The sequence below is a fragment of the Microbacterium luteolum genome (genome assembly GCF_039533965.1).
GTDB classification, from domain to species: Bacteria; Actinomycetota; Actinomycetes; order Actinomycetales; family Microbacteriaceae; genus Microbacterium; species Microbacterium luteolum.
This window is the reverse complement of record NZ_BAAAUN010000001.1, coordinates 581,437-594,550: the sequence shown is the minus strand read 5'-3', so window position 1 is coordinate 594,550 and position 13,114 is coordinate 581,437. Positions and strand designations below refer to the sequence as shown.

General features: G+C 69.9%; 13 protein-coding genes. 9 read left to right on the top strand and 4 right to left on the bottom strand.

The genetic code is table 11. The annotated features are described in order from the left end of the window. Positions 1–52 precede the first annotated feature (52 nt). Complete coding sequence (locus tag ABD648_RS02885) at positions 53–952, top strand: alpha/beta fold hydrolase (RefSeq protein ID WP_282217216.1); 900 nt, start codon at positions 53–55, stop codon at positions 950–952. Here the strand turns inward: ABD648_RS02885 and ABD648_RS02880 are convergent. Then, positions 924–1,397, bottom strand: a complete 474-nt coding sequence (locus ABD648_RS02880; RefSeq protein WP_282217215.1) for an Lrp/AsnC family transcriptional regulator — start codon at positions 1,395–1,397, stop codon at positions 924–926. The two genes, ABD648_RS02885 and ABD648_RS02880, sit on opposite strands and share 29 nt — an antisense overlap. Before the next feature lie 170 nt (positions 1,398–1,567). Here ABD648_RS02880 and pdhA point away from each other — a divergent pair, with 170 nt between their 5' ends. Genes pdhA through ABD648_RS02865 form a run of 3 tightly spaced genes read left to right on the top strand, consistent with a single transcriptional unit; the run spans position 1,568 to position 5,060 of the window. Next, complete coding sequence (gene pdhA / locus ABD648_RS02875) at positions 1,568–2,683, top strand: pyruvate dehydrogenase (acetyl-transferring) E1 component subunit alpha (RefSeq protein WP_282217488.1); 1,116 nt, start codon at positions 1,568–1,570, stop codon at positions 2,681–2,683. Positions 2,684–2,685: 2 nt separating this feature from the next. Continuing rightward, positions 2,686–3,696, top strand: a complete 1,011-nt coding sequence (locus ABD648_RS02870) for an alpha-ketoacid dehydrogenase subunit beta (RefSeq protein WP_282217214.1) — start codon at positions 2,686–2,688, stop codon at positions 3,694–3,696. Beyond that, positions 3,693–5,060, top strand: a complete 1,368-nt coding sequence (locus ABD648_RS02865; RefSeq protein WP_282217213.1) for a dihydrolipoamide acetyltransferase family protein — start codon at positions 3,693–3,695, stop codon at positions 5,058–5,060. Before ABD648_RS02870 ends, ABD648_RS02865 begins: the two co-directional genes overlap by 4 nt. Here ABD648_RS02865 and ABD648_RS02860 read toward each other — a convergent pair. Next, positions 5,053–5,664 carry a TetR/AcrR family transcriptional regulator gene (locus ABD648_RS02860; protein WP_282217212.1) on the bottom strand — a complete coding sequence of 204 codons (612 nt, stop codon included), beginning with the start codon at positions 5,662–5,664 and terminating at the stop codon, positions 5,053–5,055. The two genes, ABD648_RS02865 and ABD648_RS02860, sit on opposite strands and share 8 nt — an antisense overlap. A 111-nt stretch (positions 5,665–5,775) precedes the next feature. On the opposite strand from ABD648_RS02860, the gene ABD648_RS02855 reads away from it, so the two are divergent. From ABD648_RS02855 to ABD648_RS02835, 5 genes are read left to right on the top strand one after another with little or no spacing between them, the layout of a single operon-like run. Further along, positions 5,776–7,329 carry a carboxyl transferase domain-containing protein gene (locus tag ABD648_RS02855; protein ID WP_282217211.1) on the top strand — a complete coding sequence of 518 codons (1,554 nt, stop codon included), beginning with the start codon at positions 5,776–5,778 and terminating at the stop codon, positions 7,327–7,329. Between the two features lie 5 nt (positions 7,330–7,334). After that, positions 7,335–9,239, top strand: coding sequence for an acetyl/propionyl/methylcrotonyl-CoA carboxylase subunit alpha (locus ABD648_RS02850; RefSeq protein WP_282217210.1), 1,905 nt, complete (start codon positions 7,335–7,337; stop codon positions 9,237–9,239). 2 nt (positions 9,240–9,241) lie between these two features. Next, on the top strand, positions 9,242–10,390 hold the full coding sequence (locus ABD648_RS02845; protein ID WP_282217487.1) for an acyl-CoA dehydrogenase family protein: 1,149 nt from the start codon (positions 9,242–9,244) through the stop codon (positions 10,388–10,390). Positions 10,391–10,400: 10 nt separating this feature from the next. Next, positions 10,401–10,883 (top strand): MaoC family dehydratase, encoded by a 483-nt coding sequence (locus ABD648_RS02840; RefSeq protein ID WP_282217209.1) that lies wholly within the window; start codon positions 10,401–10,403, stop codon positions 10,881–10,883. Next, complete coding sequence (locus ABD648_RS02835; RefSeq protein ID WP_282217486.1) at positions 10,874–11,689, top strand: HpcH/HpaI aldolase/citrate lyase family protein; 816 nt, start codon at positions 10,874–10,876, stop codon at positions 11,687–11,689. The genes ABD648_RS02840 and ABD648_RS02835 overlap by 10 nt, the downstream gene beginning before the upstream one ends. Here ABD648_RS02835 and ABD648_RS02830 read toward each other — a convergent pair whose 3' ends face one another. After that, positions 11,690–12,277 carry a histidine phosphatase family protein gene (locus ABD648_RS02830; RefSeq protein WP_282217208.1) on the bottom strand — a complete coding sequence of 196 codons (588 nt, stop codon included), beginning with the start codon at positions 12,275–12,277 and terminating at the stop codon, positions 11,690–11,692. After that, positions 12,274–13,113, bottom strand: coding sequence for a Sir2 family NAD-dependent protein deacetylase (locus tag ABD648_RS02825; protein ID WP_282217207.1), 840 nt, complete (start codon positions 13,111–13,113; stop codon positions 12,274–12,276). Before ABD648_RS02825 ends, ABD648_RS02830 begins: the two co-directional genes overlap by 4 nt. Between the last annotated feature and the right edge of the window lies 1 nt (position 13,114).

The window sequence follows — 13,114 nt, the reverse complement described above, 5'->3', positions numbered from 1 at the left end:
GCCGCCGTCAGACATTCAGGAGAAGGCGCACTGCGGCTCGTAGACTCGGAGCATGACGGTGCCATCGCCCTACGCCGACCGACTCCGCCGCCTGCCGGTGCAGCGGCACGAGGTCGCCGTGCGCGGCGGCGTGACCGCGTACTGGGAGTACGGACCGGCGGATGCCGACACCACCGTCGTGGCGGTGCACGGTTTCCGCGGCGAACATCACGGCCTCGAGCCCGTGCTCGCCTACCTTCCCGAGGTGCGGGTGATCGCCCCCGACCTGCCGGGGTTCGGCGAGTCCGCGCCGCTTCCCGGACGCACGCACGACCTCGACGAGTACGCAGCGTGGCTGACCGAGTTCACCGCCGCCGTCGCGCCGGGAGCTGTCATCCTCGGCCACTCCTTCGGCTCCATCGTGACGGCCGCCGCGGTCGCCGGCGGCCTGGCGACGCCGCGCCTCATCCTGCTCAATCCGATCGGCGCCCCGGCTCTGGAAGGTCCGAAGGGGCTCATGACGCGTCTCGCCGTGCTCTACTACGCGCTCGGTGCCCGCCTTCCGGAGCGGATCGGGACCGCACTGCTGCGGAACCGGGTCATCGTGCGGGTGATGAGCATCACGATGGCGAAGACGAAGGATGCGGCGCTACGGCGTTTCATCCACGACCAGCACGACACGTACTTCTCGCGGTTCTCCGACCGGGACGTGCTGCGCGACGCGTTCGTGGCGAGCGTGTCGCACGACGTGCGGGAGTTCGCCTCGGACATCGAGGTTCCGACGCTCCTGGTCGCCGCCGAGCGCGACGACATCACGCCGATCGAGGCCGAGCGGACGCTGGCCGCGCTGTTCAACGACGCGACGCTGGTGGAGATCGCCCACGTCGGGCATCTCATCCACTACGAGACCCCGGCCGAGGCCGCCGGGGCTGTTCGCCGATTCCTCAGGATTCCCGTCGCGCGAGGCCGATGAGGCCGGCGACCCGGAACGGGATCACCTCGCCCATCGCGAGCGAGGTCTCGGTCCTCTCGACGCCTTCGATCGACAGGATCCGGGCGTCGGTATCGAAGAGGTGTCTGGCGTCGCGGCAGGCCACGCGCGCGAGAAGGTCGATCGAACCGCTCAGACCGTGAGCCTGGACGATCTCGGGGATGCGCGCGAGCTCGTTGATGATGCGAGGCAGCTCGGGCTGCCGGACGCCGATGTTGACGAACGCCTGCAGCGGGAAGCCGAGCACATCGGGGGAGAAGGACCGCTCGTAGGAGAGGAAGACCCCCGTCTGCTCGAGACGCGCCATCCGGGCCTGGATCGTGTTGCGCGAGAGCTTGAGGTTCTCGGCCAGCGCGACGATCGTGATGCGCGGGTCGTCGGCGAGTGCGGCGAGGAGTTCGAGATCGATGCGGTCCAGTCCAGGCATAGTGCCAAACCTTAGCAGGCGCCAGATCGCCGAAATTGAGCAACATGCTCAAGCGCATCGCAATTGCTTGAGCGAGGTGTTGAGCAGACGTAGCCTCAGAGCAGGCCGGTGATGTCGCCGGTGCCGCCGCGAGTACCCCACGAGGGTCGCTGAGGACTTGGAGGACGATGATGTCACCGCAGATCACGCCCATCGCAGACACCGCACAGGATCTGGAGCTCTCCGAGCGCATCCTGGCCCCGGACGGATCGCGCATCGTGAACCCCCGACTGGACTCCTTCGTGGCCGATGTGGATGCCGCGCAGCTGCGCGCCCTGCACCGCGACATGGTGATCCTCCGCCGCATCGACTCCGAAGGCGTCGCGCTCCAGCGGCAGGGTCAGCTCGGCCTCTGGGCGCCGTGCCAGGGCCAGGAGGCGACGCAGATCGGCACCGCCAGGGCACTGGCCCCGCAGGACTACGTCTTCCCGAGCTACCGCGAGACCGGCGTCATCTACGCCCGTGGAGCGCAGCCCGGAGACTACGTCCGCATGTGGCGCGGTGAGGAGGGCGCAGGACACGACCCGGAGGCGCTCCGCGTGGCCCCGCTCCAGATCATCATCGGCGCGCAGACGCTGCACGCGGTCGGCTACGCCCTGGGCATCCGCCACGAGGGCGCGGACGAGGTCGCCGTGACGTACTTCGGCGACGGCGCGACCAGCCAGGGCGACGTCAACGAGGCCATGATCTTCGCGTCCTCCTACCAGGCTCCCGTCGTCTTCGTCTGCCAGAACAACCACTGGGCGATCTCCGAGCCCGTGGCGGTGCAGTCGCAGTTCCCGATCGCCGGGCGCGCGCCGGGCTTCGGCATCCCGAGCCTGCGCGTCGACGGCAACGATGTGCTGGCGTGCATGGCGGCGATGCGCTGGGCCCTCGACCACGCGCGTTCCGGCAAGGGACCCGCGTACATCGAGGCCGTGACCTATCGGATGGGACCGCACACGACCGCGGACGACCCGACGCGCTACCGTGACGACGCCGAGCTCGAATCCTGGCGCCGCCGCGACCCCATCGCGCGGCTCGAGCAGTACCTGCGGAGCACGGGGGAGTTCAGCGACGCGCACGTCGCCGAGACGCAGGTTGCCGCGGATGCCGTCGCCAAGGAGATGCGCGCGGCCTGCCTCGGCATGGTCACCCGCCCGCCGCTCGCCGTCTTCGATGGTGTGTACGCCGAGCCGCACACGGGGCTCGAGCGCCAGCGCGACGAGTACGCGGCCTACCTCGCGACGTTCGAGGTGGAGGCGTGACCATGACGGAGATGACTCTCGGCAAGGCCCTCGGAGCAGGTCTCCGCCAGGCCATGCGTGACGACGACAAGGTCGTCCTCCTCGGTGAGGACATCGGCAAGCTCGGCGGAGTTTTCCGCATCACCGACGGACTGCTCGACGAGTTCGGTGCCTCTCGCGTGATCGACACCCCGCTCGCGGAGTCGGGCATCGTCGGAATGGCGGTCGGACTCGCCTTCCGCGGCTACCGTCCGGTCGTCGAGATCCAGTTCGACGGATTCGTGTACCCGGCGTTCGACCAGATCGTCGCGCAGGTCGCCAAGCTCCACTACCGCACGCAGGGGCGGGCGAAGATGCCGATCACCATCCGCATCCCGTGGGCGGGTGGGATCGGTGCGGCCGAGCACCACTCCGAATCGCCCGAGGCCTACTTCGTGCACACCGCCGGACTCCGCGTCATCGCGGTGTCCAACCCGGAGGACGCCTACCGCAGTCTGCGCCAGGCCATCGCCAGCGATGATCCCGTGATCTTCTTCGAGCCCAAGCGCCTGTACCACCACAAGGGCGAGGTCGACCTCGCAGCCCCTCTCGCCGATGCGTCGCCGATGGGGCTCGCGCGCGTCGTGCGCGCCGGTTCCGATGCCACTCTGATCACCTACGGCGCCATGGTGTCGACCGCCCTCCAGGCGGCGGATGCCGCGGAGGACGAGGGCATCTCGCTCGAGGTCATCGACCTGCGCTCGCTCTCCCCGATCGACTACGACTCGGTCGCGGCATCCGTTCGCAAGACCGGACGGGTCGTCGTGGCACACGAGGCCTCGCGTGAGGCGGGCGTCGCCGCCGAGGTGATCGCGAGCATCACGGAACGCTGCTTCGAGTACCTCGAGTCGGCACCGCTCCGCGTCACCGGACACGACATCCCGTATCCCCCCGCGAAGCTCGAGAAGTACCACCTGCCCGACCTCGACCGACTCCTCGACGCGGTGGACCGCGTGCTGGACCGGCCGAACAGCTTGACGGGAGCAGACGCATGAACGCGGAGTTCCGCCTGCCGGACCTCGGTGAAGGCCTCACCGAGGCGGAGGTCGTGCAGTGGCTCGTCGCCCCCGGCGATGCGGTGACCCTGAACCAGACGCTCGCCGAGGTCGAGACCGCGAAGGCCGTGGTGGAGCTGCCTTCCCCCTACGAGGGAACAGTCGCGACGCTGCACGCCGAAGCGGGTCAGACCGTGGCCGTCGGCGCCCCGCTGATCGATTTCGACGTGGAGGGCGACGATGAGCCGGCCCCTCAGGACGATGCGGGGGAGAAGGCGCAGCCGAACCTCGTCGGATACGGTGCCGCGCCGACCAGCGCCGGTCGTCCTGGCCGGCGCGCGCGTCGTGCAGGCGCGGCATCCGCGGTCTCGGACACGGCGGTGCTCGAGGCGGCGCCGCACGATGCCACACCTGCGGCGAGCACCGACACCGTGATCGAGCGCCCCCGATCCACACCACCGGTGCGTGCGCATGCCAAGCGGCTCGGCATCGATCTGGTTCTGGTCGCGGCGGAGGTCGGCGATCGGCTGATCACCCGCAACGACGTCGACGCCTACGCGGAGCGCGTCGGCGTGGTCTCCGCGGCAGTCACCGCGCCGGCGCTGGGGGAGCCGGCGGCTCCGGCTACGCCCGCCGCGCTGTTCGCGGTCGCGCAGGAGGGGGAACGCGAGACCCGCATCCCCATCCGCGGCGTCCGCAAGCACACGGCCGCCGCGATGGTGCAGAGCGCTTTCACGGCCCCGCACGTCACGGTCTTCCACACCGTCGACGTGACGGCGACCATGGACCTGTTGGCGAGTCTGCGCGAAGACCGGTCGCTCAGCGAACACCGGATCGGGCCGCTCGCCGTCATCGCGAAAGCGGTGTGTCTCGCACTCGGGCGCACCCCGGGGCTGAACTCCCGCTGGGATGAGGCGGCAGGCGAGATCGTCCAGCACAACTTCGTCGATCTCGGCATCGCCGCGGCCACGGACCGAGGGCTGATCGTCCCCAACATCCGCGACGCGGATCAGCTGAGCCTCACCGGACTGGCCGGGGCTCTGAAGGCTCTCGCCGAGACGGCTCGATCCGGCAAGACGTCGCCGGCGGAGCTCGCCGGCGGCACCTTCTCGATCTCCAACATCGGCGTGTTCGGCGTGGACGCGGGGACGCCCATCCTTCCGCCCGGGCAGTCCGGCATCCTCGCCGTCGGCGCCGTGCGCCGGCAGCCGTGGGAGTACCGCGGTGAGATCGCTCTGCGCCAGATGATGACGCTGAGCCTCTCGTTCGACCATCGGCTCGTGGACGGGGCCGAGGGCGCCCGATTCCTGAAGGACGTCGCGGATGTCCTTCAGGAGCCGGGCCGCGCGATGCTCTTCAGATAGCGGCGCGCAAAGCGGCATCCGCCATCGCGACGAGGACGCTCGCGGTGGCGGCGTGCCGTCGAGCGGCGGCCCGTGTGCTGTGCGGGGTGGAGTTGATGAGGCCGAAGCAGGCCTGCACGCGGAGCCTCAGCTCATCGCGGTGAGCGGGGGAGTCCTCAGCAGTCGGGTGGAGAGGCGCCAGCACGACCATCCAGAGTTCGATGTAGGCGCGCTGCAGGCGCCGGACCTCCGCGCGATCCGCCTCGGAGAGGTGCGCGACATCACGATCCTGCACCTGGATGACCTCGGCGTTCCCGAGCGCGAAGTCCACGTGGAACCGGATCAGCGCCGGCATCCGCTCGTCGGGTGTCGACGCGCTGTCCGCGACCCGCTGACCGCCGTGGACCAGGTCCTGACTGACCTTCACCAGGACCGCGCCGAGCAGTGCCTGCTTGCCGGCGAAGTGGCGGTACACGGCGGGACCCGACACGCCGACCGCGGCGCCGATGTCCTCGAGGCTGACGCCCGTGTAGCCGCGCTCGGCGAAGAGCCGAGCGGCGGCGTGAAGGATCGCGTCGGAGCGCTCGGCCTTCGCGCGGTCTCGGGCGGTGACCGGGCTTGTCATCTCAGTTAATCCTCGCTAACCTGAATCAACGGGTTAGTGAACACTAACCGAGAATGCATGCACGCGCCAGGGCCATCGACCGGCGCGACGTGGGTCGAGGAGGACATCACGATGCCGGCAACCCAGGAGTCGCTCGCCGACGAACTGCGGGCGCGCCTTGCGACAGCGGCGCGCGGGGGACCCGAGGCGTCCCGTGAACGCCATCTGGCCCGGGGAAAGCTGCTCCCGCGGGATCGCGTGGCACGCCTCCTCGATGAGGGCAGCCCCTTCGTCGAGGTCGCACCGCTCGCCGCGGACGGGCTGTACGGGGGAGAGGCTCCCGGCGCGGGGGTCATCGCGGGCATCGGCCTCGTCCACGGCCGCCACGTGATGGTGGTCTGCAACGACGCGACCGTCAAGGGCGGCACGTACTACCCGCTGACGGTGAAGAAGCACCTCCGCGCGCAGGAGATCGCGCTCGAGAACCGCCTCCCGTGCCTCTACCTCGTCGATTCGGGCGGCGCCTTCCTGCCGAAGCAGGACGAGGTGTTCCCCGATCGCGAGCACTTCGGACGCATCTTCTTCAACCAGGCGCGGATGTCCGCGGAGCGGATCCCGCAGCTCGCCGCCGTCCTCGGCTCCTGCACGGCCGGCGGCGCCTACGTCCCCGCGATGAGCGATGAGACGGTCATCGTCCGCGGTCAGGGCACGATCTTCCTCGGAGGCCCGCCTCTCGTGAAAGCCGCGATCGGCGAGATCGTGACGGCGGAGGAGCTCGGCGGTGGAGAGCTGCATGCGCGCCGCAGCGGTGTCGTCGACCACCTGGCGGAAGACGACGAGCACGCCCTCGAGATCCTCCGTGACATCGTCGCCACCCTGCCCCCGCCTCAGACACCCGCCTGGGAGGTGCTCGACAGTCGTCCGCCGACGGAGCAGTCGTCGCTCTACGACGTCGTGCCCGTCGACGTGAACGCCGGCTACGACGTGCGCGAGGTCATCTCGAGACTCGTCGACGGCGACACGTTCCGGGAGTTCAAAGCGGAGTACGGCACGACCCTGGTCACCGGATTCGCCCGCCTGCACGGGCATCCCGTCGGGATCGTGGCCAACAACGGCGTGCTGTTCAGCGAGTCGGCGCTCAAGGGAGCGCACTTCATCGAGCTGTGCGATCAGCGCGGCATCCCGCTGCTGTTCCTGCAGAACATCACCGGATTCATGGTCGGGTCGGATGCCGAGGCCGGCGGGATCGCGAAGGACGGGGCCAAGATGGTCACCGCCGTCGCCAGCACCCGCGTGCCCAAGCTCACCGTCATCATCGGCGGATCGTTCGGCGCCGGCAACTACTCCATGTGCGGCCGTGCGTACTCGCCGCGCTTCCTCTGGACCTGGCCCGCCAGCCGCATCTCGGTGATGGGCGGCGCGCAGGCGGCATCCGTCCTCGCGACGGTCAAGGAGGATCAGCTCTCCGCCCGCGGCGACGGATGGACCCCCGAGGACCGTGCGTCGTTCGAGGCGCCCATCCGTGAGCAGTACGAGCAGCAGGGCGAGCCGTACTACGCCACCGCCCGGATCTGGGACGACGGCATCGTCGACCCGGCGCAGACCCGCGACCTCCTGGGCCTCGCCCTCGATGTCGTCGCCCGCAGTCCGCTGCCCGAACCGCGCTTCGGCGTCTTCCGGATGTGAGTGCCATGAGCTTCCCTACCGTCCTCGTCGCGAACCGCGGAGAGATCGCGCGCCGCGTGATCCGCTCGCTGCGCGAGCTCGGCATCCGCAGCGTCGCCGTCTACAGCGACGCGGATGCCGCAGCGCCCCACGTGCGCGAAGCGGATGCGGCCGTGCGCATCGGCCCGGCACCGGCCGCCGAGTCCTATCTCGACATCGACGCGGTGATCGCCGCGGCTCGCACCACGGGGGCGCAGGCGATCCATCCCGGCTACGGCTTCCTCTCCGAGAGCGTGGGTCTCGCCGAGGCCTGCGCGGAGAGTGGGATCGTCTTCATCGGACCGTCCGTCGAGGCACTGCAGATCATGGGCGACAAGGCACGGGCGCGCGATCATGTGATGCGCTACGGCGTTCCGGTCGTCCCCGGCTTCGACGCCAGGGGTCTCTCCGACGGCGAGATCGCCGAGGAGGCGGAGCGTGTCGGCTTCCCCCTCCTGGTCAAGCCCAGCGCGGGCGGTGGCGGAAAAGGCATGGAGATCGTGGCGGATGCCGGGGGTCTCGCCGGAGCGCTGGCTTCGGCTCGACGCGTCGCGGCGGCCGCCTTCGGCGACGACTCCCTGATCCTGGAGCGTCTGATCCGACGCCCCCGGCACATCGAGGTCCAGGTGTTCGGCGACGCCCACGGCACCGTGATAGCCCTCGGCGAGCGGGAGTGCACGCTGCAGCGGCGGCACCAGAAGGTCGTCGAGGAGGCGCCGTCGGCCGGAATCCCGGCCGAGACGCGCGAGCGTCTTCTCTCCGCGGCCGTGCAGGCCGGTGAGAGCGTGTCCTACGTCGGCGCGGGGACTGTGGAGTTCCTGGTCGACGCGGATTCCCCCGAAGACGTGTTCTTCATCGAGATGAACACGCGTCTGCAGGTCGAGCATCCGGTCACCGAGGAAGTCACCGGTCTGGACCTGGTCGCGCTGCAGCTGCGCGCCGCCGCCGGTCTGCCGCTCGACGTGACGCCGGTCCTCCGCGGACATGCGGTCGAGGCGCGGGTCTACGCGGAATCGCCCGAACGCGGATTCCTGCCGTCAACCGGGACCGTGCTGCTGTTCGACCCTCCTGTGGGCGTGCGCGTGGATGCCGCGATCGAGACGGGAAGCGAGGTCACGGGCTTCTACGACCCCATGATCGCGAAGATCATCGCCTTCGCCGACGATCGCACGACCGCGCTCCGTCGGCTCGACGAGGCGCTTTCCCAGACCGTCGTGCTCGGCGTCGACACGAACATCTCCTTCCTTCGCCAGCTCTGCCGTGACGCGCGCGTCATCGCCGGCGATCTCGACACCGGACTGATCGAATCGCTGCTGCCGGTCGCCGCGGAGAAGCCCACCGCGGCGATGCTCGCGGCAGCTCACGCGGCAGCGCCGTCGCGCCCCGAGCCGGTCAGGACGAGCCCGCTCTGGCGCGATCGTCCCGGCTGGCGTCTGGGCGCGGTTCCGGTCGAGCGTGAAGCATTCGCCGTCCTCACGGACGACGACGAGATCATCGAGGCTCCGTCCGAGGACGACGGAGCATCGCGCGGTCGCACGCACGCCGTCGTCGACGCCGACGGTGCCGTGTGGGTCGCCGAGGACGGGCGGACCGTCCGGCTCCGGCCACTCGACCGCCGCGAGCGGATGCGACGACGGCTCGCCGCGCATGACGGACGCACGTCGGCGACCGAGCCGGAGGCGCGAGCGCCGATGCCGGGGAGCGTCGTCGCGGTGCACGTGCAGGACGGTGCCCGCGTCATCGCGGGCACGCCGCTGATCGCCATCGAGGCGATGAAGATGGAGCACCCGGTGCTCGCGCCGCATGACGGCGTGGTTCATCTGCTGGTCGCCGTGGGCGATCAGGTTCGGCGCGACCAGCCGGTCGCGCGTGTGACGACGGAAGAGAGCTGATGATGGAAGACCTGTCCGAAGAGGAGCGCGAACTCGCCGCCATGGTGCGCGAGTTCGCCGAGACCGTCGTCGCGCCGCAGTCGTACGAGGCCGATCGCACGCACACGCTGTCGATGGACGTCGTGGCGCAGATGGGCGATCTGGGACTGTTCGGTCTGCCCTTCTCCGAGGAGTACGGCGGCCAGGGCGGCGACTACATGGCGCTCGGCATCGCCATCGAGGCGCTCGGCCGCGTCGACCAGTCCATCGCGATCACCCTCGAAGCGGGAGTGAGCCTCGGAGCGATGCCGATCTACCGCTTCGGAACCGAGGAGCAGCGGCAGGAGCTGCTTCCCGATCTCCTCGCCGGTCGGGCCCTCGCCGGCTTCGGCCTCACCGAGCCGGAAGCCGGCAGCGACGCGGGTGCGACGCGCACCACCGCCCGGGTGGAAGGCGACGAGTGGGTCATCGACGGCTCCAAGCAGTTCATCACCAACTCCGGCACGCCGATCACGCGATTCGTGACCGTGACCGCGGTCACCGGCGTGGAGAACGGCCGCAAGGAGATCTCGACGATCATCGTCCCGAACGGCACCCCCGGCTTCACCGTCGAGCCGCCGTACGACAAGGTCGGCTGGAACGCCTCCGACACCCATCCCCTGAGCTTCCAGGGTGCGCGGGTCCCGGCGGCGAACCTCCTGGGCGAGCGCGGACGCGGATTCAAGAACTTCCTCAGCATCCTCGACGAGGGCCGCATCGCGATCGCCGCGCTCTCCACGGGCGCTGCGGAAGGGTGCCTGGAGGCCGCCGTCGACTACGCGAAGAGTCGCACGATCTTCGGCAGCGCGCTGAGTACCCGGCAGAACGCACAGTTCACGCTGGCGCGCATGCGGGCGCGCGTGCACACGGCGCGGCTCGCCTGGCACCACGCGGCGCGGTTGCGCGACGCCGACAAGCCGTTCGTCGAGGCGGCCGCGATCGCCAAACTCGTCGCCGGCGAGGCCGCGATGGACAATGCCAGGGACGCCACCCAGATCTTCGGCGGCAACGGATTCATGAACGAGTTCCCCGTCGCACGGCACTATCGCGACTCGAAGATCCTGGAGATCGGCGAAGGCACCACCGAGGTGCAGCTCCTGGTCATCGCCCGAGGGCTCGGACTCGCCGGGTAGCGTGGGCGACATGCCAGAGGACATCATCCAGCGAGGCCTCTACTTCGAGGAGTTCGCGGCAGACGCCCGGTATCTGCACCGTCCGGGTCGCACGGCCACGGAGGCCGACAACGTGCTGTTCACGACGCTGACCATGAACACGCAGGCGCTGCACCTCGACGCGGCGTTCGCCGATACGCAGGCCCCGTTCCATGCGCGGCTGATGAACTCCATGTGGACGCTGTCGACGATGGTCGGAGCCTCCGTCGCCCAGCTGACCCAGGGCACCCTCGTGGCGCAGCTCGGCTTCGGCGACGTCACCTTCCCTCATCCGCTGTTCGCGGGCGACACCCTCTACACCGAGAGCGTCATCGTCGAGAAGCGGCTGTCGTCGTCGCGCCCCGGTCAGGGCATCGTGCAGATCGCGCACACCGGGCGCAACCAGGACGGCACGGTCGTCGCCACCGCCACGAGAAGCGTCCTCGTCCACTGTCTTCCGGAGGCATCCGCGTGACGTCGTTCGACCTGGGGCCCGCCCTGCTGTTCTGCCCAGCGGACCGTCCGGAGCGCTTCCGCACCGCGCTGGAACGCGCCGACGCGGTGATCCTCGACCTCGAGGATGCCGTGCTGCCCGATGCGAAGGCCGCGGCGCGGGTCAACCTGATCCACGCCGACATCGATCCCGAGCGCGTGATCGTGCGGGTGAACCCCCCGAGCACCGGGCATTTCGCTGCGGATCTCGAAGCACTGGAACAGACGCCGTTCCGCACGATCATGGTCGCGAAGACGGAGAGCACCGAGGGCCTTGCGGCGTTCGACGACCGGTTCTCGCTCATCGCGCTGTGCGAGACGGCCCGCGGCATCCATGCGGCCCCCGAGATCGCCGCGCATCCGCTGGTCGCAGCGATGATGTGGGGCGCGGAGGACCTCGTGGCCTCGCTCGGCGGCACGTCGTCCCGCACACCGGGCGGCGCCTATCGCGAGATCGCCCGCTACTCCCGTTCGCGCGTGCTGTTGGAATCAGGCGCGCACGGCAAGGCGGCCATCGACGCGGTGCACATCGACCTCGACGACGTGCAGGGTCTCGAGGAGGAGGCGACGGATGCCGCGGCGTCCGGGTTCCGTGCCACGGCGTGCATTCACCCGAACCAGGTCGCCGTGATCCGCGCGGCGTATCTGCCCGATGAAGCGACGGTCGTGTGGGCGCGCGCGGTGCTCGCCGCTGCGGAGCAGGAGCGCGGGGTCTTCCGATTCGAGGGCCGGATGGTCGACGAGCCGGTCCTCCGGCACGCGCGGTCCGTCGTGGCCCGCGTCAGTTGATCAGATGACCAGCGACTCCTCGAGGAGTCGGAGGGAGCCGGGCGACGCCTCGAAGCGATGCGCCGAGCCGTTCGCGATGACCTCGCCCTCGCGCGGCAGCGTGCCTCCGGAGACCTGATCGATCACCGAGCGGATGACGCCGCCGTGCGCCACCACCAGCACGGACTCGGCCAGGGGAGCAGACCTGCGCCGGGAGTCGCGCGCGATCGCATGGAGGGCGGCGATGGCCCGCACGCCGACCGCGTGCAGGGATTCGGCGCCCGGAACCTCGGCATGCCAGTCGCCGTAGGTCGAGATGTACTCGGAGACCAGCATCCCCTCGCCCTCGCCGAACTCGCGCTCCCGCACGTCGGGGACGACGCCCGCGAGCTCCAGCCCGAGCTCTGCTGCGATGATCTCGGCGGTCTCCTTCGCGCGGAGAAGCGGACTCGAGTAGATCGCGTGGTGCGGCGTCCCGGCGAGATGACCGGCCGCGCGGTGCGCATCGGCGCGTCCCTTGTCGTTCAGGGGGATGTCGGTCGAGCCCTGGATGCGCCGGGCGAGGTTCCAGTCGGTCTGGCCGTGGCGGATGAGGGTGATGAATGTCACGAGAGCAGTTCCTGGAGAGCGGGGAGCACGTCGCTGGTGCCGGCCGCGATCGTGAGATCGGCCCAGGCATCCGCGCGGGTCGGCTCGCGGTTGACGATGATCAGGGGGATGCTGCGGCGGCGTGCCCGCTCGATGAGACGGACGCCCGAGTTCACCACGAGCGAGGAGCCCGCCACGATGAGCGCGGAGCTGGAGCGCAGCAGCGACTCCGCGGCGCGGAAGCGATCCTGCGGAACATACTCGCCGAAGAACACGACGTCGGGCTTCAGCATCCCGTCGCACACGGTGCAGGTCGGGATGACGAAGCCCTCCGTGCTCTCCGGCAGCACATCGCCGTCGGGGGCGAGCGCGACGTTCTCCGGAACCGTGATCCAGGGGTTCAGCTCCTCGATCTGCACCGCCACGTCGCGGCGGTCGAAGACCTGGCCGCAGTGCAGGCAGAGCACACGACGCATCGTGCCGTGCACCTCGATGACGTGCGAGCTGCCGGCACGGAGGTGCAGGCCGTCGACGTTCTGGGTGATGACTCCCGAGACCGCACCGGCGGCCTCCATCTCGGCGAGGGCCACGTGGCCGGGGTTGGGCGTGGCGCGCGCGAAGGCACGCCATCCGAGGTGACCGCCGACCCAGTAGCGTCGCCGGGCCGCCTCGTCGCCGAGGTATGTCTGGATCGTCATCGGATCGCTGCGGGTCCGCGCGCCCTCGCCGCGATAGGCGGGGATGCCGGAGTCGGTGGAGATGCCCGCGCCGGTCAGGAGAGCGATTCGCCGGCCACGGAGCAACCGGGCCGCCTGGGCGAGTGTCGCCGACAGCTCGGCAGTGCTCGATGCGCTCACA

What these genes read in the sequence shown, in the direction of transcription:
- ABD648_RS02885 (WP_282217216.1), top strand. Translation starts at nt 53, where the DNA reads ATGACGGTGCCATCGCCCTACGCCGACCGACTCCGCCGCCTGCCGGTG.
- ABD648_RS02880 (WP_282217215.1), bottom strand. Translation starts at nt 1,397, where the DNA reads ATGCCTGGACTGGACCGCATCGATCTCGAACTCCTCGCCGCACTCGCC.
- pdhA (WP_282217488.1), top strand. Translation starts at nt 1,568, where the DNA reads ATGTCACCGCAGATCACGCCCATCGCAGACACCGCACAGGATCTGGAG.
- ABD648_RS02870 (WP_282217214.1), top strand. Translation starts at nt 2,686, where the DNA reads ATGACGGAGATGACTCTCGGCAAGGCCCTCGGAGCAGGTCTCCGCCAG.
- ABD648_RS02865 (WP_282217213.1), top strand. Translation starts at nt 3,693, where the DNA reads ATGAACGCGGAGTTCCGCCTGCCGGACCTCGGTGAAGGCCTCACCGAG.
- ABD648_RS02860 (WP_282217212.1), bottom strand. Translation starts at nt 5,664, where the DNA reads ATGACAAGCCCGGTCACCGCCCGAGACCGCGCGAAGGCCGAGCGCTCC.
- ABD648_RS02855 (WP_282217211.1), top strand. Translation starts at nt 5,776, where the DNA reads ATGCCGGCAACCCAGGAGTCGCTCGCCGACGAACTGCGGGCGCGCCTT.
- ABD648_RS02850 (WP_282217210.1), top strand. Translation starts at nt 7,335, where the DNA reads ATGAGCTTCCCTACCGTCCTCGTCGCGAACCGCGGAGAGATCGCGCGC.
- ABD648_RS02845 (WP_282217487.1), top strand. Translation starts at nt 9,242, where the DNA reads ATGGAAGACCTGTCCGAAGAGGAGCGCGAACTCGCCGCCATGGTGCGC.
- ABD648_RS02840 (WP_282217209.1), top strand. Translation starts at nt 10,401, where the DNA reads ATGCCAGAGGACATCATCCAGCGAGGCCTCTACTTCGAGGAGTTCGCG.